Source organism: Pragia fontium DSM 5563 = ATCC 49100 (assembly GCF_900112475.1).
Taxonomy (GTDB): Bacteria; Pseudomonadota; Gammaproteobacteria; order Enterobacterales; family Enterobacteriaceae; genus Pragia; species Pragia fontium.
On the sequence record NZ_FOLW01000008.1, the window covers coordinates 171864 to 194028 of the forward strand.

A 22165-nucleotide genomic window follows, 5' to 3' on the forward strand; every position below is an offset into this window, starting at 1 on the left:
TCACTTGCGTTGATCGTCTATCGTCACGCCTTTTGGTGGTGTAAAAGTAAACTGTGCCGCATCGACAGAACCGGTTTGTTGGCCTTTCAGCGCATAGCTGCTGCGCTGGCCGTCCTGTTCAACTGCCACAAAGCCTTTGATGATACCGTCTGGCGTTACGTTAATCGAAAAGGCTTTTAGATTACCTTTTATCGCTTTTGGCGTTAATTGAAACTCATTGCCTTGCTGTTGCACATTATATTTGCTCCAGTCGGTAGCGCTATTACGCGTAATCAACATAAACGGCGTATCGCCGGTTACGCTATCTAACCATGTGACCGTCGCCTGCTCAACAAACGGGTTAAAGAACCATAAGGTTTTACCATCAGAAACCAGAATACTTTCATCCGGTGATGTCATATGCCAGCGAAACAAATTAGGGCGCTTAACCCAAAGTTCGCCTTCACCTTGCTGTATCGCCGCACCGCCAGCATCCTTTACCGATTGAGAGAAACTGGCATGGAAGCTATTCACCTTATTCAGACGGTTTTGCAAATCTGAGCGAGCGTCAGCTAATACGGCTGAGGACACCAGACCAGACATCAGGCAACAGGTGATAAGTAGTTTCTTCATTGTTGCAATTACTCCAATCTATTATCGAGAAAACGTAGGTTAAACGCATTTTGAATCTATCTGTGGCACTCTACCTGACAATAGCGGGCAAGGTACAGGCTAATGCCATTAAGTATATGATCTTTTACTTATCTTTTCAGTTGAAATAAGGGCCGCATAAGCGGCCCTATCGTTAAGCAATGACGGTCAACTAATCAAACTGTGAACGCGCCAGTACCTCACGGTTACCGTTATGCCCAGGCGGGCTGACAATACCTTGAGCTTCCATCTGATCGATAATCCGAGCTGCTCGGTTATAACCAATACGGAACTGGCGCTGAATACCAGAGATAGACGGTTTCTTCTTCTCAACCACAAAAGCAACCGCCTGATCGAACAGAGCATCCAGTTCTTCATCAGCATCAAAACCAAAGCCACCTTCACCTTCTTCTGACGTGGCGGTAATACTATCAATATACTGCGGACGACCGCGCGCTTTCCAATCTTGTACCACGGCGTGTACTTCCTGATCGCGCACAAAAGCACCGTGAACACGTACCGGCATAGATGAGTTTGGCGGCAGATAGAGCATGTCCCCCATCCCCAGCAGTGATTCTGCGCCCCCCTGATCGAGGATGGTGCGTGAGTCAATTTTACTGGAAACGGTAAACGCCATACGCGTAGGAATGTTCGCTTTAATCAGGCCAGTAATAACGTCGACGGAAGGTCGTTGTGTAGCCAGCACCAAATGGATACCCGCAGCACGCGCCTTCTGTGCCAAACGGGCAATCAACTCTTCGACTTTTTTGCCCACTGCCATCATCAGGTCGGCAAACTCATCAACCAACACCACAATGTACGGCAGTTTTTCCAGCATCGGTGGGGAGACATCCATACTTTCGCTTGGCTTCCAGAACGGATCGGGAATTGGGCGACCAAGCTGCTCCGCTTCCTGAACCCGGTCATTATAGCCCGCCAGATTTCTCACGCCCAATGCTGACATAAGCTTATAGCGTCGTTCCATTTCACCAACGCACCAACGTAGCGCATTAGCGGCATCCTTCATATCGGTAACCACTTCAGTCAACAGATGCGGTATACCTTCATAAACCGATAACTCCAGCATTTTCGGGTCGATCATGATAAAACGAACGTCTTCCGGTTTTGCCTTATACAGCATACTCAGAATCATGGCGTTTACCCCGACCGACTTACCGGAACCGGTGGTACCAGCAACCAATAAGTGAGGCATCTTCGCCAAATCGGCCGTCACCGGCTGTCCGGAAATATCTTTACCCAATACAACGGTTAATGGAGAAGAGGCGCTACTGAATTCAGGTGAATTCAAAACTTCTCGCATATATACCGTCTGGCGGTGTTCATTCGGCAGTTCCAGACCGACATAAGGTTTACCGGGAATCACTTCAACCACCCGCACTGCCGTGACTGACAGTGAACGAGCTAAGTCTCTGGCTAAGCTGGAAATACGTGCGGCTTTGACACCCGGCGCTAAATCTAATTCAAAACGAGTAATTACCGGCCCCGGTAAAATATCAACAACATGGGCTTTCACTCGGAAATCGGCCAATCGACGTTCAAGTAAACGCGCAGTTTCTTCCAGCGCTTCCATATCAACTGGCGCCTGATTGGTAGGCGGAGCTGATAATAGATCTAACGATGGCAGCGGTGTCGTTGGTTTTTCCAATGGACGATCGTTACGCATCAAGAACGGATGGATTAACCCATCCATCGATGGCTGTTCCGGCTGACGTTCTTCTGGAACAGCGGCTGGCTGAGGTGGTACGGCACCCATTGAGCCAGAATGCGTTGATGTTTGGCTTACCGGTGGTGCAGCATGACTCTGAGCCGGTTGTTGATAAGCATAAGGTGATGTCGAAGTCGGCGCTACCGGCAATACATCATTAATATTGCCTAAAGGTACTTCATCCGCGCGCTCCACATCGCTTACCTGCGAAGGTAAGGTAAACAGCGGCTCAATTGGACGATTGTCGACGGTCTCTTCGTCATCATCTCTGGCAGAAACACCGTATAAAGGATTATCCGTTACCGCTTGGTCGTTATAACCGCCGTCATCTAACTGGTATTCTTCGCCATAGCGCTGGCGCTGCTCTTCAGCAAAAGCTTTTCTCAGCGACTCTTGCTGCATAGCATCAAACTCATCTTCACCGTTGGTGGCAGATGGCATATTGTCAGGCTGTGACTGCCCTTGAGCCAGACGCTCGCGCTCCCGTTGCTCAGCTTCCCGCTGTGAAGGGAGCTTAATGCCATACGAAGCTAATTCGCGACGCGTTGGAATTCGTACCGGATTAGGGCGTGGTAATTCTGGACCGATACCCTGCTTGATCTGCGGCTGCCCACTGCTCACGGCAGGCGTGAACGCGATTGTTGGTGCTGAAGCCGAAGAGACGGTGGATGCAACACTGGCAGCGGCTGAAGCCGCAGAAAGTGCATTAAACGCCGACGACAAATTACCGGCAGGATCGCTTTCAGGTTCATCCGACATCGCCGCGCTAAAGCTACCTGCGGGCAAGTTAGATGAACCATTATCCGTTGCATCGTCAGCCGGGAAATACTCATCAGGAATAGCGTCATGCAGACTAAACGGATACTCGGTTTCACTCTCAGCAGGTACCGTACTTTCAGAAGGTTCTACCGGTTGAGAATTACTAAAGGTAAATGTTGCCGGGCCAAAAGAAACCGCTGATGGCTCAGAAACCGCCCTTTCTGACATATTGTCGTTATGAGATGAAAATGGATACGTTGCGGCTGTTGTAAACTGAGGTTCTGGTTGTTGTTCGCTCTGCCCAATAACGGAATTGGCCGTTGTCTCAGGCTGAGCTTGAAATGAAGCTGACGGAGTAGCGACATTTGATGTACCAAACAACGTGGGCTCAACGGGTTCAGATGCAGCACCATCTTCCGGTCGTTCATCATCGCTCATCGCAGCAGAGAAAGAGAGTTCCTGTTGTAGCTCATTTTTAAAATGAATGGATGGGTCTTGCTCTTCATCGCTATCTGCATCAGTGAAACCATAGCTTTCGCCCGCCCTTACCCCTGGCGCGCTAAATAACACATCATCGCTATTAGACTCGGAAAATGAATGACTATCACTAACCGGAATGACCGCATTCTTGTCATCAGCGATATCGGTTTCATAATCCGGCTCTTTGCGCGTACGGTTGGTAACAAAAGTCAGCGCTCCCATGACAAAAGCACCAATCTTTTCTGCAATCGTTAACCACGGCCAACCGGTAAATAGCGTCAGGCCAATCGCCCATACGCACAGCAGAATCAGCGTTGCACCCACCCCATTAAAATGAGGTAATAGCGCACTATTCAATAAGCTGCCGATAACGCCACCGGATGCAAAATAATACCAGTCATCAATGCTGATGGCCGATAGCCCGCAGGAAGAGAAAATCAGCGCCAGCAAACCAATAAAACGCAGCGATAGAGCAAAGAAATCAACGGGTTTCTCATCGCGTTCATGGCGATACAGCACCCAGCATTGGAAAACCATCAGCAGCGGTACCACATAAGCCAGTACGCCGAATATAAATAAAAAGGTGTCGGCCAGCCAAGCTCCGCTTTCGCCACCAATATTATGAATCGGCTCGTGCCAAGCGGTTTGCGACCAGCTGGGATCGGCAGGATTGAAACTGACCAGTGCCACCATAAGATAAATGGCAAAAATAACCACCACCAATAAACCGGCTTCAAAAAGCCGCTGGCGGCTATTCAACTTCTTCAACTTAGGCTCTTTGTCTTCTATATATTCCTGGCTCAAGAAAGGCTCTCCAGGTTACCGTAGCAATGCATGAACGGCAGCGCCAGAATTACCCAGCGCTGAAACTGTATGAATACACAGGAGTGTAACGGAAGTTTGCAGATTTTGCACCTGCTATGATGAATTATCGCGTTTTGATAACCAAGTGGTTACTCTGTTTAACTTCTTCCATAACTACGTAGGTACGCGTGTCGTTTACACCGGGTAAACGTAACAGCGTTTCACCTAATAGTTTTCTATACGCGGACATATCTGATACGCGCGTTTTCAGAAGATAGTCAAAATCACCAGAAACCAAGTGACACTCCTGAATTTCCTCTAATTTTTGTACAGCCGTATTGAACTGTTCAAAAACATCAGCCGCACCGCGATTCAGCGTGATTTCAACAAAAACCAGCAGCGACGCGTCTAAATAATGAGGATTCAGTAACGCAGTATAACCTTGAATAAATTTCTGTCTTTCAAGACGACGTACCCGCTCCAAACACGGCGTTGGTGATAAGCCAACACGTTTTGACAGCTCAACGTTAGAAATGCGTCCATCCAACTGCAATTCATTCAAAATATTACGGTCAATTCGATCAAGATCTTTACTCGGGCGTTTTTTATTGTCTACCATTTTTCTTCTCTCAATATCTTCCTTGTTTCTGATACACCGCTAACTCTCCTAAAGATTTTACGGCGCTTCTGTCCAAGCCAATAACTGTAGTTATATACCAGCCAGAAACCAGGTGTTCTAGTTATTATCTGTAGCCAACAGCACAAGATATCTATCTAACCACTTAGTTTTATTACATTAATGATCTTCAGCCATCACCAATGTAAATCAGGGTACTGCTCAAAACTACAACCTGAACATATTGTATTATGCGGTTAATCTATACATATAAAGAGTAAGTATCTGTTACCTTGCCAAAACACTTACCTTATAAACTTCGTCAATATAGTTATCAGCGTAATCACAGAATAATGTTTTCGCAAATACCTGCGTTATTGTCAAAGTAAATGAGTAAAAAAAAGCACAATTCTCTATATAAATTCATAACTGCGTCATTTTAACTCCAAAATCGCACATTTAATAGAAAAAACCTATCACAATGATTGGTAACAAACCCGATCATGACTTTTTTTAATGTTGTATTTTCCTTACAATCACATAAATTATTCGGTCTTACCCTCACAGAGGAATTATCGCTATGGTCAAGCACTGTAAGTTACTCATTTTAGGTTCAGGCCCAGCGGGTTATACCGCCGCGGTTTATGCCGCACGCGCAAACCTCAATCCGGTATTAATTACAGGTATTGAACAAGGTGGGCAACTAACCACCACAACCGATGTAGAAAACTGGCCTGGCGATGCAGAAGGATTAACCGGTCCTGGTTTAATGGATCGTATGCGCGAGCATGCACTCAAATTCCAGACCGAGATCATTATCGACCATATTCAGCGGGTTGATTTACAGACTCGTCCTTTCCGTTTGTTTGGTGATAGCGAAGAGTACACCTGTGATGCCCTGATTATCGCTACCGGTGCTTCTGCCCAGTATTTAGGATTACCTTCTGAAGAAAACTTCAAAGGCAGAGGCGTTTCAGCCTGTGCCACCTGTGATGGTTTCTTCTATCGCAATCAAAAGGTTGCCGTAGTGGGTGGTGGTAATACCGCCGTCGAAGAAGCGCTGTACTTATCCAATATTGCTGCCGAAGTTCACCTGATTCACCGTAGAGACAGTTTCCGGGCAGAAAAAATCCTTATCGACCGCATGATGGAAAAGGTCCGCAACGGCAATATTATTCTGCATACGGATAGAACGTTAGATGAAGTTTTGGGTGATGACATGGGCGTTACTGGTGTTCGTCTAAAAGATACCAACACTCACGTCACTGAAGAACTGACGCTTACCGGCGTATTTATTGCTATTGGACATCGTCCAAATACTGATATTTTTACCGGCCAGCTTGAACTCCGAGATGGTTACCTGAAAACACATTCGGGTACGCAAGGTAATGCCACCCAAACTAGCATCCCAGGCATTTTTGCTGCTGGCGACGTTGCCGATAATATTTATCGCCAAGCGATCACTTCTGCAGGCAGTGGTTGTATGGCTGCGCTGGATGCAGAACGTTACCTCGAAACACAAAATAACGGCTAATCGCTATTTGTGTCACATGTTGGTATAACACCACATGTTTAAGGCGGCTAACGGCCGCCTTATTCTTTTGCGGATACTAATGGTATCCTTATCCCAACTTTGCTAATCAGACCCCGTCCAAACTTATGTCTAATATGAATAAAACAAGACAGCGTGAGTTGATCCGCTGGTTAAAATCTCAGGGCGCTCCGGCACAACGTTGGTTACGGATATCTACCCTGTTGGGATTACTCAGTGGAATATTGATTATCGTGCAGGCTTGGTTACTGGCAACGATTCTCCATGCATTGATTATCGAAAATATTCCTCGAGATACGTTGATCGGCTATTTTATCCTGATTATTGTTACCGTTATTTTTCGTGCGCTGTTAGTTTGGCTCAGAGAACGCGTGGGCTTTATTTACGGTGCCGCTATCCGACAGCGAATTCGTCAGCAGGTACTCAATCGCCTTGAACAACTGGGGCCGGCCTGGATTCAGGGTAAACCGGCGGGAAGCTGGGCAACCATGATCCTTGAGCAAATTGAGGATATGCAGGACTTCTACTCCCGTTATCAACCACAAATGATGCTGGCGGCCATGATTCCGATCTTAATACTGGCGGCAGTATTTCCGATTAACTGGGCTGCAGGACTGATTCTATTTGTCACCGCACCGCTGATACCGATATTTATGGCGCTGGTAGGCATGGGTGCCGCCGATGCCAACCGACGTAATTTTATCGCACTGGCTCGACTAAGCGGTAACTTCCTCGATCGATTAAGAGGCTTGGATACCCTAAGACTATTTCATCGGGGGCCGGCCGAAACCGAACAAATTAGTCAAGCCTCAGAAGATTTTCGCTCCCGCACCATGGATGTGTTAAAGCTGGCTTTTCTCTCCTCCGCTGTTTTAGAGTTTTTTGCTTCGGTATCCATCGCCGTGGCCGCCGTCTATTTTGGTTTCTCTTATCTTGGGGAACTAAATTTTGGATCGTACGGTATGCCAGTGACCTTATTTGCTGGTTTTCTGGTGTTAATTTTGGCTCCCGAGTTTTTCCAACCGTTACGCGATCTTGGCACTTACTATCATGCCAAAGCTCAGGCGATTGGTGCTGCTGAGTCATTACAAACCTTTTTGGAAGCTGAAACCGATCAATCCAATGGCCAGGGAGTCAATGAGTTACCGGTCTGTGATAGCATCACCCTTCGCGCCAACAACCTCACCATTATTTCTCCTGATGGGAAAACGCTGGCTGGACCGCTAAATTTTGTGCTGACCCCGGGGCAACGCATTGCCATCGTCGGCCACAGTGGCGCAGGAAAAAGCTCACTGCTTAATCTGCTGCTAGGTTTTATGCCCTATCAAGGTTCAATTACGATCAATGATATTGAACTGAATAGCCTACAACCGACTTGCTGGCGGAAACACCTCAGTTGGGTTGGTCAGAACCCGCACTTACCGGCACACACCGTACGCGATAATATTTTGTTGTCCGATCCCCTGGCGTCAGATGAAGCGTTAGCGCAGGCCATCAAACGGGCTTATGTTGATGAATTCCTCCCGCTCCTTCCCGATGGACTAGACACTATCGTTGGCGACCATGCTGCTCGCCTCTCGGTTGGGCAAGCTCAACGGGTCGCAGTTGCCCGAGCCCTGCTTTCCCCTTGCCACCTGTTGATATTGGACGAACCCACCGCCAGTTTAGATGCCAACAGCGAAAGATTAGTGATGAATACCTTGAGAGAGGCCTCAATGTGCCAGACCACTCTGCTAGTCACCCATCGACTTGAAGATCTTGACGGATACGATCAGATTTGGGTCATGGATAAAGGGGAGATTGTTCAGCAAGGGGATTTCACTACCCTTAATCAATCATCAGGCCCATTTAGCGTGCTGATGTCTGGCCGGAATGCGGAGGTTTAAACATGAAGACGTTACTTCCTTTTTTAGCGCTGTACCGCCGACATTGGTTCCGTCTCTCTTTAGGCATTGTGCTGGCTATTGTCACCATTCTGTCCAGTATTGGTTTGCTGACCTTATCCGGTTGGTTCCTTGCTGCCTCTGCTCTGGCAGGGTTAACAGGACTACTTACCTTTAACTATATGCTACCGGCTGCGGGCGTTCGGGGCTCAGCCATTATTCGTACTGCCGGACGTTATGCTGAACGTCTGGTTAGTCATGATGCGACGTTTAGAGTCTTGGCCCACTTACGCACCTTCACCTTCCAAAAGTTAATGCCCCTTTCCCCGGCGGGCATTGCCCGTTTCCGTCAGGCTGAGCTACTCAATCGACTCGTCGCTGATGTTGAAACCCTCGATCACCTCTACTTACGGCTGATCTCCCCGCTGGTTAGCGCTATTGTGGTCATTGTAGTGGTCACTTTTGGGCTCAGCTGGCTTGATGTAACGCTGGCCTGTACGCTAGGCGGCATTATGTTAATCCTGCTGTTTGCCCTACCGACCATTTTCTATCGTGCAGGTAAACCCATTGGTGCTGATTTAACCGCCCTACGCAGCGATTACCGCGGACAACTCACCTCATGGCTACAAGGACAAGCGGAACTGGTTATTTTCGCTGCCTTACCTGCATTCCGGCTTAAATTGGACTTAATTGAACAACGCTGGCTGGAACGCCAAAAACAACAGGCCACTTTGGCTGGAGCATCCCAAACCTTAATGATTCTGGCCACCGGATTTACGCTGGTACTCATTCTTTGGCTTGCATCGGTAGGTATCGGTGATAACCCGCAGCCCGGTGCATTTATTGCGCTGTTTGTGTTTATCTCTCTGGCCGCTTTTGAAGCGCTGGCCCCTGTCGCTACCGCCTTCCAACACCTCGGTCAAGTGATTGCTTCCGCTGAGCGCGTTAATCAGTTAATTGAGCAAAAGCCAGAGGTCACCTTCCCACAACAGCCGATCGCCCTCTCTTCAGAGGCCTCTGTTTCGTTGAATGACATAAGCTTTACTTATCATGGGCAGCCTTTTCCTGCGATCAACAATCTGACTTTGCAAATCGCTAACGGTGAACATATTGCATTATTAGGTCGTACCGGCTGTGGTAAATCAACGCTACTTCAGCTGATGACCAGAGCATGGGATCCGCAGCAAGGCTCTATCCAATTAAATAATCAGCCACTGAATATCTATGATGAAGCTACCTTGCGTCAAATGATGGTGGTGGTCAGTCAGCGGGTACACATCTTTAGTGCAACCTTGCGGGACAATCTGATATTGGCTGCGCCTCAGGCAAGTGATAGTGAACTGGAATCTGCCTTAGATAAAGTTGGCTTATCCGCACTGCTGGAACAAGATGGCTTAAACGCTTGGGTGGGTGAAGGCGGGAGACAGCTTTCCGGCGGCGAACAACGCCGAATTGGACTGGCCAGAGCCATACTCCATTCCGCACCGCTGATTCTATTGGATGAACCAACAGAAGGTCTGGATGCTGATACTGAAAATCAAATACTGACCATGCTGAAACAACACTGCCAGCATAAAACAGTGATGATGATTACTCATCGATTATCCGGTTTGGACAAAATGGACCGAATATACGTGATGGATGCCGGAGAAATTATCGAGCAAGGTACACACCAACAATTGCTTGAGCAGCAAGGTCAATATTACCGCTTCCACCAGCGTTAAATCACTGTTGATCGTCTGAATCATACGCCGAGTCCAATATGACTCGGCGTAATTATTTGGCCTCCACGACAATAAAGCCTATCAATACGCAAAATAAATTTTATACCTCCCCTTGACGAAACCAATCATCATCTGGTTAAGTACTCACTTATAATGAATATTAATTCACAAGGATGCTATAAGATGTACTTTAAAACCACTTTACGTAATATTTTATTCACTCTCTCCGCCCTGTTTATTTCCACATCCGCAGTACATGCTGCGGACGCTGTCTCTCCTCAGGTCGAACCAGAAGTCATCTTTATCTGTACCGGTAATACAGGCCGTAGCCCAATGGCTGAAGCGCTGGCTAAACAATTAACAGCAAAGAATCATTGGAAAATGAATATCGAATCACGGGGCGTTAATGTCAATCCGAAAGAAACTACGCCGGAAAAAGGCACACAAACCTTACTGAAAGAACGCGGTATTGATATTTCGGATCACCGAGCACAGTCTCTCACCGAACAAGATATTGCCAAGGCGCAATATTTGCTAACCATGACCGCCTCCCATAAAGAAAAAGTACTGAAGAATTATCCGCAGTCTGCCGGAAAAGTGTTTACTCTGGCCGAGTTTGCTAAAAATGAGCAGAAAGATTTAGACGATCCGTGGGGCAAACCAATGGACGCTTATGAGAAAGTCGCCTCTCAGCTTGATACCTATCTCCCTCTGGCTCTGGCTAAAATCGCCGCAGCTAAACCAGCAAAATAATGCTATTGCCCGCCGCTTTCTGCGGCGGGTCTTTTCAATCTTGTATCTATTTACGCTCTCTGTACGTCTTATCTGTTAAACTAAAATACATCTGCCGCTAACCCGGTGATTATTTAAACACCTTGTTTTTATGAGTATTGATTTACTATGCCTCTGATTCAGTTATCTGCAGATTCATATGATTTCCCACCCGTTGACTATGCGCTAAACGATCCAAATGGATTACTGGCACTCGGCGGTGACCTGTCGCCCCAAAGGTTAATCAATGCTTACCAAAACGGCATATTCCCATGGTTCAGCCCCGATGACCCTATTTTGTGGTGGTCCCCTGACCCAAGAGCAGTTTTGATACCACAGCAGTTACATATTAGCCGCAGTATGGCGAAGTTCATTAAAAAGACGCCACTGAGTGTGACCATCAATCAAGCCTTTGAGCAGGTCATTAGCGCCTGTTCCAGTGAGCGTGATGAAGGAACCTGGATCGACCTTTCCATTCAACAATCTTATTGCCAGCTTCATCAACAAGGAATAGCCCATTCGGTAGAGGTTTGGCATGAAGGTGATCTGGTTGGCGGTTTGTACGGTGTTGAACAAGGCGCGTTGTTTTGTGGTGAGTCAATGTTCAGCAGACAAACTAACGCTTCCAAGTTGGCGCTATATGCTTTTTGCTGTCATTTTCTCAGTTACGGCGGAAAATTGATCGACTGTCAGATATTAAACGATCATACTGAGTCATTAGGGGCGATGGAAATTCCGCGCGCGGATTATTTACAATTTTTATACAAACTCCAGCAGGAGTCATTACCACAGGCCTGTTGGACCTCGCAGAAATTACGCTAAATCAACACAAATTACGTAGATAGAGCAAAAGTAAAGCAAAGTAACTGCGTTTTCTTTAAACTCTATCCTTTACTCTTCGCTCGTTTTTCGGCATTATCTTGCCGGTTAAAAACTAAGGTAGTTACACCTAGAGGATTCGATGGCCAAAGAAGATAATATTGAAATGCAAGGCACGATTTTAGATACGTTGCCTAACACGATGTTCCGCGTTGAGCTAGAAAATGGCCACGTGGTCACTGCCCATATCTCCGGTAAAATGCGTAAGAACTATATCCGCATTCTAACGGGTGACAAAGTCACTGTTGAGCTGACCCCGTACGACCTGAGCAAAGGCCGCATCATCTTCCGTAGCCGATAATAAACGGCTTGCCGCATAACATTGCGCAAAGCTGATGGAGTTTGACTCCTACGCCCTTACCTATCGGCAAGGGCGTTTTATTTATGCTATGGACGAATTAATGTACGGCCTTCTCAATTTTCGGTTTCTTTACGCTTTCAAACTGGTAAACCAGTCCACCTGCCTGATTATCCAGGGTGACACTAACGGAACCACCGTTAACTAAAGAACCAAATAACAGTTCATTGGTTAGTGGTTTCTTCAGATGTTCCTGGATTGTTCTGGCCATTGGGCGTGCGCCCATCGCCTTGTCATAACCTTTTTCTGCCAGCCAATGACGGGCATCCTGACTCACCTCAAGGGAAATTCCCTTGGCATCCAACTGTGCCTGTAACTCAACAATAAATTTATCGACCACCTGTTGAATAACTTCAGCAGATAAATGATTAAACCAAATAATATTGTCCAGACGGTTACGAAACTCTGGCGTAAACAATTTTTTGATTTCGCCTAGCGCATCAATACTGTTGTCCTGCTGTTTAAAACCAATCGATTCACGCTGAGTTTCTCGAACACCAGCGTTGGTGGTCATTACCAGAATCACGTTACGGAAATCAGCCTTACGCCCATTATTATCCGTCAACGTACCGTTATCCATTACCTGTAGCAGTATGTTAAACACGTCCGGATGGGCTTTTTCAATTTCATCCAACAACAGCACGGAATGAGGATGTTTAATAACGGAATCAGTTAACAGGCCGCCCTGATCGAAACCAACATAACCGGGAGGGGCACCAATCAAACGACTCACCGTATGTCTTTCCATATATTCAGACATATCAAAGCGCAATAGCTCAATGCCCAGCGCCTTAGCTAGCTGTACCGTCACTTCGGTCTTACCTACCCCCGTTGGGCCAGCGAACAGAAAAGAACCCACAGGCTTGCGCTCATCGCCTAATCCGGCACGACTCATTTTGATGGCCTCGGTTAAAGCTTGTATCGCCTTATCCTGACCAAAAATCAACATACCCATGCGTTCGGCCAAGGTTTTCAGCGTACTGCGGTCATTAGCTGAAACCGTTTTTTCCGGAATGCGAGCAATACGCGCAACAATCATCTCAATGTCACTGACGTTAACCGTTTTCTTACGCTTGTTGGCGGGCATTAATCGACAATACGCACCAGCTTCGTCAATCACGTCTATCGCCTTATCCGGCAGATGACGATCGTTGATATGTTTTACCGACAGTTCTACTGCTGCACGCAGCGCCTTCAAGGTATAACGCACATCGTGATGCTTTTCGTATTTAGACTTAAGCCCGATCAGAATTTGTACCGTATCTTCTACGGATGGCTCAGTAATATCTATCTTCTGGAAGCGACGAGCCAATGCCCGGTCCTTTTCAAAAATATTACTAAATTCCTGATAAGTAGTAGAGCCCATCACCCGAATCCGACCATTAGACAACATTGGCTTAATCAGGTTTGCCACATCGACCTGACCACCTGACGCCGCACCGGCACCAATAATGGTATGGATTTCATCAATAAACAGAATGCTATTCTTGTCAGCTTCCAGCTGTTTTAAGAGCGCTTTGAAACGTTTCTCAAAATCGCCGCGGTATTTGGTACCGGCTAACAGCGAACCGATATCCAGCGAATAAACCGTACAGTCAGCCATGGCTTCAGGGACATCACCTTGGATGATTCTCCAGGCCAGACCTTCCGCAATGGCGGTTTTACCGACTCCGGACTCACCAACTAGTAGCGGATTATTTTTACGGCGACGGCAAAGCACCTGAATGGTTCTTTCCAGTTCCATTTCCCGCCCAATTAACGGATCGATACCGCCATTTTGCGCTAGTTGATTCAGATTGGAGGTAAAGTTGTCCATGCGGTCTTCTGCACTGGTTTGCTCGTCTTCACTCGGAATGGAGCCTTGAGGGCCTGATTCATCCTGAGAACCATCTTTACGGGTACCGTGGGAAATAAAGTTCACAATATCCAGACGGCTGATATCGTGTTTACGCAGCAAATAAGCCGCATGGGATTCCTGCTCGCTAAAAATCGCCACCAAAACGTTAGCGCCACTCACTTCAGTGCGCCCGGATGACTGAACGTGGAACACCGCCCGCTGTAATACTCGCTGAAAGCTTAAGGTCGGCTGAGTTTCAGATTCAGCACTTCCCTCTGGCAGGCGTGGAGTGTTCTGATTAATAAACGATTCCAACTCGTGATGTAACGCGACAATATCAACCTGACAGGCGTCAAGTGCCTCTCTTGCTGCCGGATTACTCAATAAAGCCAGCAACAGATGTTCAACGGTCAGGTATTCATGACGCTGTTCCCTGGCTGTAGCAAACGCCATGTTGAGACTGAGTTCCAGTTCTTGATTTAGCATGGGCACCTCCACATAGTTCGCCTTTTCAGGCTTTTTCTAACGTACACAACAATGGATGCTCATTCTCTCGCGCATAGCGATTAATTTGCGTTACTTTAGTTTCTGCAATCTCTGCAGTAAACACTCCACACGTTGCCTTACCTTGATAATGCACGGTTAACATCAGCTGCGTTGCCCGCTCAATATCATACGAAAAGAATTTCTGTAATATCTCTACCACAAACTCCATCGGTGTATAGTCATCGTTATTCAGTATAACCTGATACATCGGTGGAGGCTGTTTCAGCTTCTCTTCTAAATCGGAGTCGGCTATCTCTTCCAAGCTTAGCCAATCATGTAAATTATTCATATCTTAAGTGTCATTTTGTTCAGCTACTTACCATAATCGGGACGTCTGTCAGATATTTTGCCTGAGTTATTGTAAAAATAGGTATTTAAATTTAAAGATAGATTATTCTTAATAGATGTCCCGTTCTTTTTATTCCCGTCTTACCAACAATAGTCGTGTTATCATAGTATAACCACATCGCTAATTAGGTAGAGTCAGCTTAACGAAAGCAAGGCGCAATAACATCAGAAAAATAAGCTGATATATCTGAAATATTCAAATAGTTGATCACAGAAAAAGACGGAAAACCCTACTCAACAACAGAACCAATAAGGCAAACCTTAGACCAAATAAACTCAAGACAATGAATAAATAAGCCAACACCAATAATAAATAAGGGTTATGCCGGGTGAAATAAACAAATACATTGGTCTGGATAAAATTTGCGTTTCAATTATAATCCCAAAAATAAGTAACAATAAGTGATCAAATAATAAATTGCTCAACCTAAAAAACTAACACGGATAAGTGCTTTACAATGAAACAAATTCCAAAGAGTGCAAAGGACTTAATGATTTCTTTGGTGAAAGGTCGCATTTGTCCTAATGACATATGGAAAAAGAAGTCTTACCGCACCAAATTTCTGCTTCGCAGTCTGCTCGTCTCCAGGCAAACGCTTCCCTTGCTACAATCGTTGGTGAAGTATCCTAACTTGTCTGCCATTCTGGCTGTCCAACCCAGCTTACCTTGCAAGTTGCATCGCCCCTATCTGGCCGCAAATTTAAGCAAAAAGCAGGCAAGAAAAGCGTTAGAAAGTCACTATCAAAGCGTGTTCAGCCATTTCCCGGCTCAGCTTAGAGAGGGGATGCTGTCAAAAAAGCGGTATCGATTAGCTGACATAAAGGGTAAGGATGATACTCCCCTTTCTGTTTCAATAATGAGTGACGATCGCTGTAATCGGGAAGGTGAAATAACGCTTTTTGTTCAGGATCATCAAGATATTACTCTGGCAAAAATCACCTTTACCATTGTTCGGTTGGATGGAAAAATATGCCTGTTTATTGGTGGTTGCCAGGGCGCAAATCAGAATATCGATCATACCATTATTCAACAAGCCACAAAGGTCAGCCACGGGCTTTTCCCTAAACGAATGGCGCTGGAAGGCTTACGTTCTTTAGGTCGTCACCTACACTTCGACCATATCGTTGCTGTCGGGGATAATACCCATATTTATCACAACTGGCGCTATCGCATTAAGCGCAAAGAAATGCATGCCAGTTATGATGAATTTTGGCGTTCTCAGGAAGGCGAAAAAGACCTAAATGGTTATTTCCATTTGCCACTTTCCGCCAATCATAAAGCCATTGAGGATATTGCCAGTAAAAAGCGTGCCGAGTATCGTCGACGCTACGCCTTACTTGAACAATTGGATCAAGAAATCGGTAAACACTTTACTACCAATAACCTCAATAATCAGACTGATGCCACAGTCCAGGCTGCCGTATCCAAATCACAACCTGAACCACAGAACTGAGAAACAAAAGACATCAGCGGCTGGCTCTGCCACGAGCCAGCCATAATATCCGAGAAAACATTTTCTTCAGCAGTGGAGGTATACTCTCAATTCCTAACTGCCCTGCTTTCTCCGCAACCTCAATGGCTAAATCTGGCTTAGAGCTATGTTGAATCGCTTTACCAATGATTCTCCGCATCGGCATATGAACATTGGTAGGCAAAACCGCAGCGTCGTAGTACACATCGCTGAATCCTTCCTTAAACATAAAATTTTCCATATCTAATGCCGGAAGCTGTGTCAGCCTATCCCGCTCAGTATCTTCAGAACCGTTAATAAATAACCGAACGGTTTCTGCATATTTTTTACCGGCATCGTCACCATCAACCAACACATGCCACTCAATTCCCATTCGGCTGGCATATTTCAGCAGCGGTTTTAATCCACTTTGAGCAAACTCAATCACCTTAATGCCTTCAGTTTCAAAATGATATCCACACTGGCGAGCCAACTCCGTTAACAACCAAACCTCTGTTTCCCCCTCTACCAATAACCAGCTTCTGGCAAATAGCGAAGACGCCCGATTTAATCGAATATGAAAAGAAATTCGCCGGCGTTCCTGAATATTCAGCTCCCCTGCATCAATCCGAAAAGCAGCAATACGATTCGACTGACGAACCAAACGATAAACGCTTTCTAAAGGAACCAAAGACAGTAGATCCCCTGAATTGGTGGTGGTGATTTTTTGCAACGGTAGATTATTGAGCAGCCCCCATGCAGCAGATAGCATAATAGGATGCAAACGACTTTCGGGATCTTCGATCAACAACAGTGGTACCGCGCGGGTATCTAAATGCTCCGTGCCTTGAGCCTGAATCAAGGTTGAAAACACACCGAGCAGTATCATCCGCATGTTGCGGCTTTCTGGTTCAGAAATTAGTTGATTCAGATAATTAAGTGACTGCCACAGCTCACTATTTTGTCGATATCGTCCATTTTTATATCGAACGGCAGCGCTATTCTCTTTAGCATCCAGCGCGATAAAATAGTGCTTAAGCAAAGCATGAATCGCCTGTAATCCCTGTTTTAAATCCTTATTACTCAATTTCTGCGGATTACATTCCAGCTCTTCAGATAATTTTGTCAGCTGTTGGGTTAACGGATCATTTTCCTGATCGGGCAAAATTCCTCCCTGCCGAAACCGCTGACCAAAACGCGCATCGCGCAGTCTCAACACCGGATGTAGGCGGACAATCTCTCTGGCCAGCTCATCCACATTTTTCAGCTCTAGCGCATGTCCGGCTTCGTTAAGAAAGGAACGTGAAGTACTAACATTGCCATCCGCCTGAACCTCCCCTTCCAAACGATAAATAATACGCGATAAGCCATTATTACCCTTTACCCACAGCGGCCGCAGATGATGAAACTTCGGCATCTCTGGTGAATCGATTTCTCTGGCATAAAAGGTCAAAACGATATGTAGATGATTCTGCCGGGAAGCTTCATCTCCTAACGGATAATGAAAATCGTCCGGCTTGAAATGATAGAGATCGGTTCCCGGAGAGAAGAGCAATGTCAGCGTATCCAGTAGACTTGATTTCCCCCAGGCATTTTCTCCTATCAATACCACGTTATCATTCAACATCAATGACAGACGATTAATACCCCGAAACCCAACTATCTCGATGCGCTCTAAGTACATATTCTCTCCGTTATTGGTAACAAAAAGTCCATCATTGTGGTAACAATCTACTGAGTAACCAAATAATTATATGTTAGCCTGCGCCAAAAACTATGATTCACCGTAAAAAACAGCCGTTATTTATTTTTAAATCAATCACTCTATCCCCAGCGGATCGCTCTTTACGCTTCAGTCAGTTTTAATTAGCGTATAATAGTCATATCCAGTGCTCTCTATAATATGCAAAGTTCATTATGTACTCAGGTTTAGCTATCATTCTATTACCATTAATTTTTGGCTATTTAATCCCGATAAAATGCCTTGATCTGCTGCGCACCATCAACCGATTACTCAGCAGTATGGTGTACGTGATCCTGTTTTTTATGGGGATCAGTCTGGCATTTCTGGATAATCTTAGTGCCAATCTGCAAATGATATTTCTCTACGCCAGCGTATTTTTCATTTGCATCTTCAGCAGTAACATACTGGCCTTAATGCTTCTGGACCGGCAATGGCCATGGCGCAACCGCCAGCATCAGAAGAAACTGCCTTCGCGTTTGCATATGGTGCTGGAATCACTGCGGTTATGTGGCGTGGTTGTCATTGGTTTTTTGTTAGGACTAACCCATATATCATGGCTAACCTATGCTTCTCAGGCCAGCCAGTTTGCGCTGATTTTTTTGCTTGTTCTGGTAGGTCTTCAGCTACGAAACAGCGGCATGACACTCAGAGAAATTACGCTAAACAAGCGCGGAATGGTTGTCGCCTTGATCGTGGTTATCAGTGCCTTTGCCGGTGGTGCAATTGGCGCATTACTGCTTGGCTTACCGGTTAAAACCGGTCTGGCCATGTCTTCGGCCTATGGTTGGTACTCCCTGTCGGGTATCTTACTGACGGATGCACTGGGCCCGGTATTGGGTAGTGCAGCCTTCTTCAACGATCTTGCCCGAGAGTTGGTGGCTATTATGCTGATCCCCACCTTAATTCGCAGTCATGCATCGACTGCCTTAGGCATTTGTGGCGCAACGTCAATGGATTTTACGCTACCAGTTTTACAACGTAGCGGCAGCGTAGAAATTATCCCGGCGGCGATCGTACATGGTTTTATTCTCAGCCTGCTAGCCCCTATTCTGATGGCGTTTTTCTCTGCCCCCTGACATTACCCAGCATTAATATTAATAATTATTATCAATAAGATAATCAACCTTAATCCATTCAAACCTTATGGGCTTTAACACCGTTTGACCAGTATATATTGATTTAAATCAAGTAATGTTAAAGTTGCATTAAAAACTCCTTTTTAACTTGTCAACGTAGTCTTATGCTTAAACATGAATATAAAATACAACTTATAAAGGTGCTATCGCTATGTATTGCGTACAATGTGAACAAACAATTCGTACTCCAGCTGGAAACGGTTGCTCTTATGCTCAAGGGATGTGCGGGAAAACGGCTGAAGTTTCAGACCTACAAGATTTATTGGTTGCGGTATTAGAAGGTCTATCCGCCTGCGCGGTAAAAGCTCGTGAACTCGGTATTATCGACCATGCTATTGATGCATTTGTACCCAGAGCTTTCTTCTCCACCTTAACTAACGTCAACTTTGATTCCGAGCGCATTATTGGCTATGCCAAAGAAGCCATTGCTCTGCGTGAGTCATTGATTACTCGCTGTCGTATCGTAGATAGTCATGTCCAAATCGATCATCCCACTGCCTCATTACAACTTGCCGATAATCTGCCTGCGCTATTAGAACAGGCGACCGAATTTGCACTGAATAAAGACAAAGAACAAATTGGTGATGATATTCATGGTCTGCGCATGCTATGCCTGTACGGACTCAAAGGTGCCGCCGCCTATATGGAACATGCGCTGGTTTTAGATCAATACGATGATGAAATCTACAGTGAATTCCACCAATTAATGGCTTGGCTGGGAACGCATCCTTCCGATATGGCAACCTTGCTGGATAATGCCATGAACATCGGCAAAATGAACTTTAATATCATGGCCATTCTGGACTATGGTGAAACCAGTATCTATGGCGACCCTACGCCAACTTCCGTTAACGTTAAGCCCGTTGCCGGTAAAGCCATTCTGATCTCGGGTCATGATCTGAAAGACCTACGTATGCTGTTGGAGCAAACGGAAAATACCGGCATCAATATTTATACTCACGGTGAAATGTTACCGGCTCACGGCTATCCGGAACTGCGTAAATACTCACATCTGGTCGGTAACTATGGCAGCGGCTGGCAAAACCAACAAACTGAATTTGCCAAATTTCCAGGCCCTATTGTGATGACCTCTAACTGCATCATTGATCCTAACGTAGGCAACTACGGCGATCGTATCTGGACGCGCAGTATTGTCGGTTGGCCTGGCGTTAACCATCTTGACGGTGATGATTTCAGCGCCGTTATTCAGCAGGCTCAATCAATGAATGGTTTCCCTTACAGTGAACTCGAACACCTGATCACCGTTGGATTTGGACGCCAAACGCTGTTAAACGCGGCCGATACGGTTATCGACTTGATTGCCCAGAAAAAACTGCGTCACGTATTTTTAGTTGGCGGCTGTGACGGTAGCCGCGATGAGCGCAGTTACTACACTGATTTTGCCCGCAATATTCCTCAGGACTGCCTGATTATGACGTTGGCCTGCGGTAAATATCGGTTCAATAAGCTAGATTTTGGCACGCTGGAAGGATTACCGCGCCTGTTGGACGTTGGACAGTGTAACGATGCCTATTCCGCCATTATGCTGGCGGTCAAACTGTCAGAAAAATTGGGCTGCTCAGTTAACGATCTGCCGCTCACACTGGTGCTTTCTTGGTTTGAACAAAAAGCCATTGTGATCTTACTGACGTTGCTAGCACTTGGAGTTAAAGATATTTATACCGGCCCTACCGCGCCAGGCTTCCTGACCGATAATCTGCTGAATATTCTGCAAGAAAACTTTGGTATGCGCTCGATCACCACCGTAGAACAGGATATGCGCGACATTCTGGCCGCATAGTTTTATGTTTAATTTCCCGGGAGTGGACAAACGCTCCCGGTAATACAAGGTTTATTGTATGACCATGCCAACCTCCCTCTGCCCCAACCCCATGCAAATTCACAGCATCCAGCAGGAAACGGCCGATGTCTGGACGCTGGAATTGATAGCACAGGACTTTTATCCCTACCTACCAGGCCAATATGCTTTAGTCAGCATTCGTCACAGCGATACCACTCTTCGGGCTTACACCCTATCTTCTTCGCCGGGACTGAGCCGTTTTATCACCTTAACCGTTCGCTGCCTGTCAGGTGGAGAAGGTTCAACTTGGTTAACCCGTGAAGTCAAAGTTGGCAACACTCTCTGGTTGTCCGATGCACAAGGGGAATTTACCTGTTCACATATTGCCGATAGTCACTATTTAATGCTGGCCGGAGGCTGTGGCGTCACGCCGATTATGTCGATGAGCCGCTGGATTCTGGCTAATCAACCAACCTGCGATTTAGTGGTATTTTATAATGTACGTAGCCCAGCTGATGTGATTTTTGCCCAAGAATGGCAGCAACTGGCAGAACGCTACCCGTCACAATTTACCCTCTATTTGATGGCGGAACATGACGTAGCAACAGGATATTTATCTGGTCGTATATCAAAAGAGTTACTACAGCAGAAAGTCAGCGATATCTCTCAACGTACCGTCATGACTTGCGGGCCAGCCGTTTATATGAGTGAAGTGGAGAAAATCAGTCTGGCATTAGGCGTTCCTGCCAGTCGTTTCCACAAAGAACAGTTTCACACGGCGGCGGAGTGTATCAGCGACAGCGATCCGCTGGTTAATCTGACAATTCATCGCCTTAATAAGCATTTTACCGCACCTATTGGAACCACGTTATTATACGCGCTGGAACAACACCAGGTTCCGGTGATTGCCGCCTGCCGAGCCGGCGTTTGCGGTTCCTGCAAAACACAGATTGCGAAAGGTGATTACACCACCACCAGCCAAATGACATTAACGGATAACGAAATTGCTCAGGGTTATGTTTTAGCCTGCAGTTGCCAGTTAACTGGAGATGTTGAACTGGTATAGCTATTCACAGGCAGGGGCTTAATTTAAGCCCCTGCTTTTAAGTTCTGTTATATG

The 22165-nt window shown here is 46.1% G+C and carries 16 protein-coding genes; 10 read left to right on the forward strand and 6 right to left on the reverse strand.

The genetic code is table 11. The annotated features are described in order from the left end of the window. The 3 genes from lolA to lrp all read right to left on the reverse strand — a co-directional run bounded on the left by lolA (window position 1) and on the right by lrp (window position 5018). The gene (lolA, locus tag BMZ28_RS12715; RefSeq protein ID WP_047781369.1) at window positions 1-612 is read right to left on the reverse strand and encodes an outer membrane lipoprotein periplasmic chaperone LolA; all 612 of its coding nucleotides are present in this window, start codon (window positions 610-612) and stop codon (window positions 1-3) included. A 190-nt stretch (window positions 613-802) separates the two neighbouring features. Then, the gene (locus BMZ28_RS12720) at window positions 803-4399 is read right to left on the reverse strand and encodes a DNA translocase FtsK 4TM domain-containing protein (RefSeq protein ID WP_074823661.1); all 3597 of its coding nucleotides are present in this window, start codon (window positions 4397-4399) and stop codon (window positions 803-805) included. Window positions 4400-4523: 124 nt separating this feature from the next. Beyond that, window positions 4524-5018: a leucine-responsive transcriptional regulator Lrp gene (gene lrp / locus BMZ28_RS12725; RefSeq protein ID WP_047781371.1), complete on the reverse strand. Its 495-nt coding sequence runs from the start codon at window positions 5016-5018 to the stop codon at window positions 4524-4526. Between the two features lie 577 nt (window positions 5019-5595). Between lrp and trxB the strand changes: the two genes are divergently transcribed. From trxB to infA, 6 genes are all read left to right on the forward strand, one after another. Further along, a complete protein-coding gene (trxB, locus tag BMZ28_RS12730; protein WP_047781372.1) occupies window positions 5596-6549 on the forward strand; it encodes a thioredoxin-disulfide reductase in 954 nt (317 codons plus the stop codon). A 134-nt stretch (window positions 6550-6683) separates the two neighbouring features. Then, window positions 6684-8453, forward strand: coding sequence for a heme ABC transporter permease/ATP-binding protein CydD (gene cydD, locus BMZ28_RS12735; RefSeq protein ID WP_074823664.1), 1770 nt, complete (start codon window positions 6684-6686; stop codon window positions 8451-8453). A gap of 2 nt (window positions 8454-8455) precedes the next feature. Further along, window positions 8456-10174 (forward strand): heme ABC transporter ATP-binding protein/permease CydC, encoded by a 1719-nt coding sequence (gene cydC / locus BMZ28_RS12740; RefSeq protein WP_074823667.1) that lies wholly within the window; start codon window positions 8456-8458, stop codon window positions 10172-10174. 183 nt (window positions 10175-10357) lie between these two features. Continuing rightward, the gene (locus BMZ28_RS12745; protein WP_074823669.1) at window positions 10358-10927 is read left to right on the forward strand and encodes a low molecular weight protein arginine phosphatase; all 570 of its coding nucleotides are present in this window, start codon (window positions 10358-10360) and stop codon (window positions 10925-10927) included. Window positions 10928-11074: 147 nt separating this feature from the next. Beyond that, window positions 11075-11767, forward strand: a complete 693-nt coding sequence (gene aat / locus BMZ28_RS12750; RefSeq protein ID WP_074823671.1) for a leucyl/phenylalanyl-tRNA--protein transferase — start codon at window positions 11075-11077, stop codon at window positions 11765-11767. A 139-nt stretch (window positions 11768-11906) separates the two neighbouring features. Further along, window positions 11907-12125, forward strand: coding sequence for a translation initiation factor IF-1 (gene infA / locus BMZ28_RS12755; RefSeq protein ID WP_029093554.1), 219 nt, complete (start codon window positions 11907-11909; stop codon window positions 12123-12125). A 97-nt stretch (window positions 12126-12222) separates the two neighbouring features. Here the strand turns inward: infA and clpA are convergent, their stop codons facing one another. Both clpA and clpS read right to left on the reverse strand, forming a co-directional pair. Then, window positions 12223-14505 (reverse strand): ATP-dependent Clp protease ATP-binding subunit ClpA, encoded by a 2283-nt coding sequence (clpA, locus tag BMZ28_RS12760; protein WP_074823674.1) that lies wholly within the window; start codon window positions 14503-14505, stop codon window positions 12223-12225. Window positions 14506-14530: 25 nt separating this feature from the next. Beyond that, a complete protein-coding gene (clpS, locus tag BMZ28_RS12765) occupies window positions 14531-14854 on the reverse strand; it encodes an ATP-dependent Clp protease adapter ClpS (RefSeq protein ID WP_047781377.1) in 324 nt (107 codons plus the stop codon). A gap of 517 nt (window positions 14855-15371) precedes the next feature. Between clpS and BMZ28_RS12770 the strand changes: the two genes are divergently transcribed. After that, window positions 15372-16367: a VirK/YbjX family protein gene (locus tag BMZ28_RS12770; RefSeq protein ID WP_074823677.1), complete on the forward strand. Its 996-nt coding sequence runs from the start codon at window positions 15372-15374 to the stop codon at window positions 16365-16367. A 13-nt stretch (window positions 16368-16380) separates the two neighbouring features. Here the strand turns inward: BMZ28_RS12770 and BMZ28_RS12775 are convergent, their stop codons facing one another. Beyond that, window positions 16381-18048 carry an ATP-dependent nuclease gene (locus BMZ28_RS12775; protein ID WP_074823680.1) on the reverse strand — a complete coding sequence of 556 codons (1668 nt, stop codon included), beginning with the start codon at window positions 18046-18048 and terminating at the stop codon, window positions 16381-16383. Between the two features lie 233 nt (window positions 18049-18281). Between BMZ28_RS12775 and BMZ28_RS12780 the strand changes: the two genes are divergently transcribed. The 3 genes from BMZ28_RS12780 (at window position 18282) to hcr (ending at window position 22111) form a co-directional block, all read left to right on the forward strand. Continuing rightward, entirely contained in the window at window positions 18282-19184 is a 903-nt protein-coding gene (locus tag BMZ28_RS12780; RefSeq protein ID WP_074823683.1) for a LysO family transporter, read from the forward strand. A gap of 211 nt (window positions 19185-19395) precedes the next feature. Next, window positions 19396-21045 carry a hydroxylamine reductase gene (hcp, locus tag BMZ28_RS12785; RefSeq protein ID WP_074823686.1) on the forward strand — a complete coding sequence of 550 codons (1650 nt, stop codon included), beginning with the start codon at window positions 19396-19398 and terminating at the stop codon, window positions 21043-21045. A 58-nt stretch (window positions 21046-21103) separates the two neighbouring features. Further along, window positions 21104-22111 (forward strand): NADH oxidoreductase, encoded by a 1008-nt coding sequence (hcr, locus tag BMZ28_RS12790; RefSeq protein WP_074823689.1) that lies wholly within the window; start codon window positions 21104-21106, stop codon window positions 22109-22111. Window positions 22112-22165 lie beyond the last annotated feature (54 nt).

Bases quoted from the DNA above. Each gene is read 5' to 3' on its own strand.
- lolA (WP_047781369.1), bottom strand. From the start codon at position 612: ATGAAGAAACTACTTATCACCTGTTGCCTGATGTCTGGTCTGGTGTCC.
- lrp (WP_047781371.1), bottom strand. From the start codon at position 5,018: ATGGTAGACAATAAAAAACGCCCGAGTAAAGATCTTGATCGAATTGAC.
- trxB (WP_047781372.1), top strand. From the start codon at position 5,596: ATGGTCAAGCACTGTAAGTTACTCATTTTAGGTTCAGGCCCAGCGGGT.
- cydD (WP_074823664.1), top strand. From the start codon at position 6,684: ATGAATAAAACAAGACAGCGTGAGTTGATCCGCTGGTTAAAATCTCAG.
- cydC (WP_074823667.1), top strand. From the start codon at position 8,456: ATGAAGACGTTACTTCCTTTTTTAGCGCTGTACCGCCGACATTGGTTC.
- BMZ28_RS12745 (WP_074823669.1), top strand. From the start codon at position 10,358: ATGTACTTTAAAACCACTTTACGTAATATTTTATTCACTCTCTCCGCC.
- aat (WP_074823671.1), top strand. From the start codon at position 11,075: ATGCCTCTGATTCAGTTATCTGCAGATTCATATGATTTCCCACCCGTT.
- infA (WP_029093554.1), top strand. From the start codon at position 11,907: ATGGCCAAAGAAGATAATATTGAAATGCAAGGCACGATTTTAGATACG.
- clpA (WP_074823674.1), bottom strand. From the start codon at position 14,505: ATGCTAAATCAAGAACTGGAACTCAGTCTCAACATGGCGTTTGCTACA.
- clpS (WP_047781377.1), bottom strand. From the start codon at position 14,854: ATGAATAATTTACATGATTGGCTAAGCTTGGAAGAGATAGCCGACTCC.
- BMZ28_RS12770 (WP_074823677.1), top strand. From the start codon at position 15,372: ATGAAACAAATTCCAAAGAGTGCAAAGGACTTAATGATTTCTTTGGTG.
- BMZ28_RS12775 (WP_074823680.1), bottom strand. From the start codon at position 18,048: ATGTACTTAGAGCGCATCGAGATAGTTGGGTTTCGGGGTATTAATCGT.
- BMZ28_RS12780 (WP_074823683.1), top strand. From the start codon at position 18,282: ATGTACTCAGGTTTAGCTATCATTCTATTACCATTAATTTTTGGCTAT.
- hcp (WP_074823686.1), top strand. From the start codon at position 19,396: ATGTATTGCGTACAATGTGAACAAACAATTCGTACTCCAGCTGGAAAC.
- hcr (WP_074823689.1), top strand. From the start codon at position 21,104: ATGACCATGCCAACCTCCCTCTGCCCCAACCCCATGCAAATTCACAGC.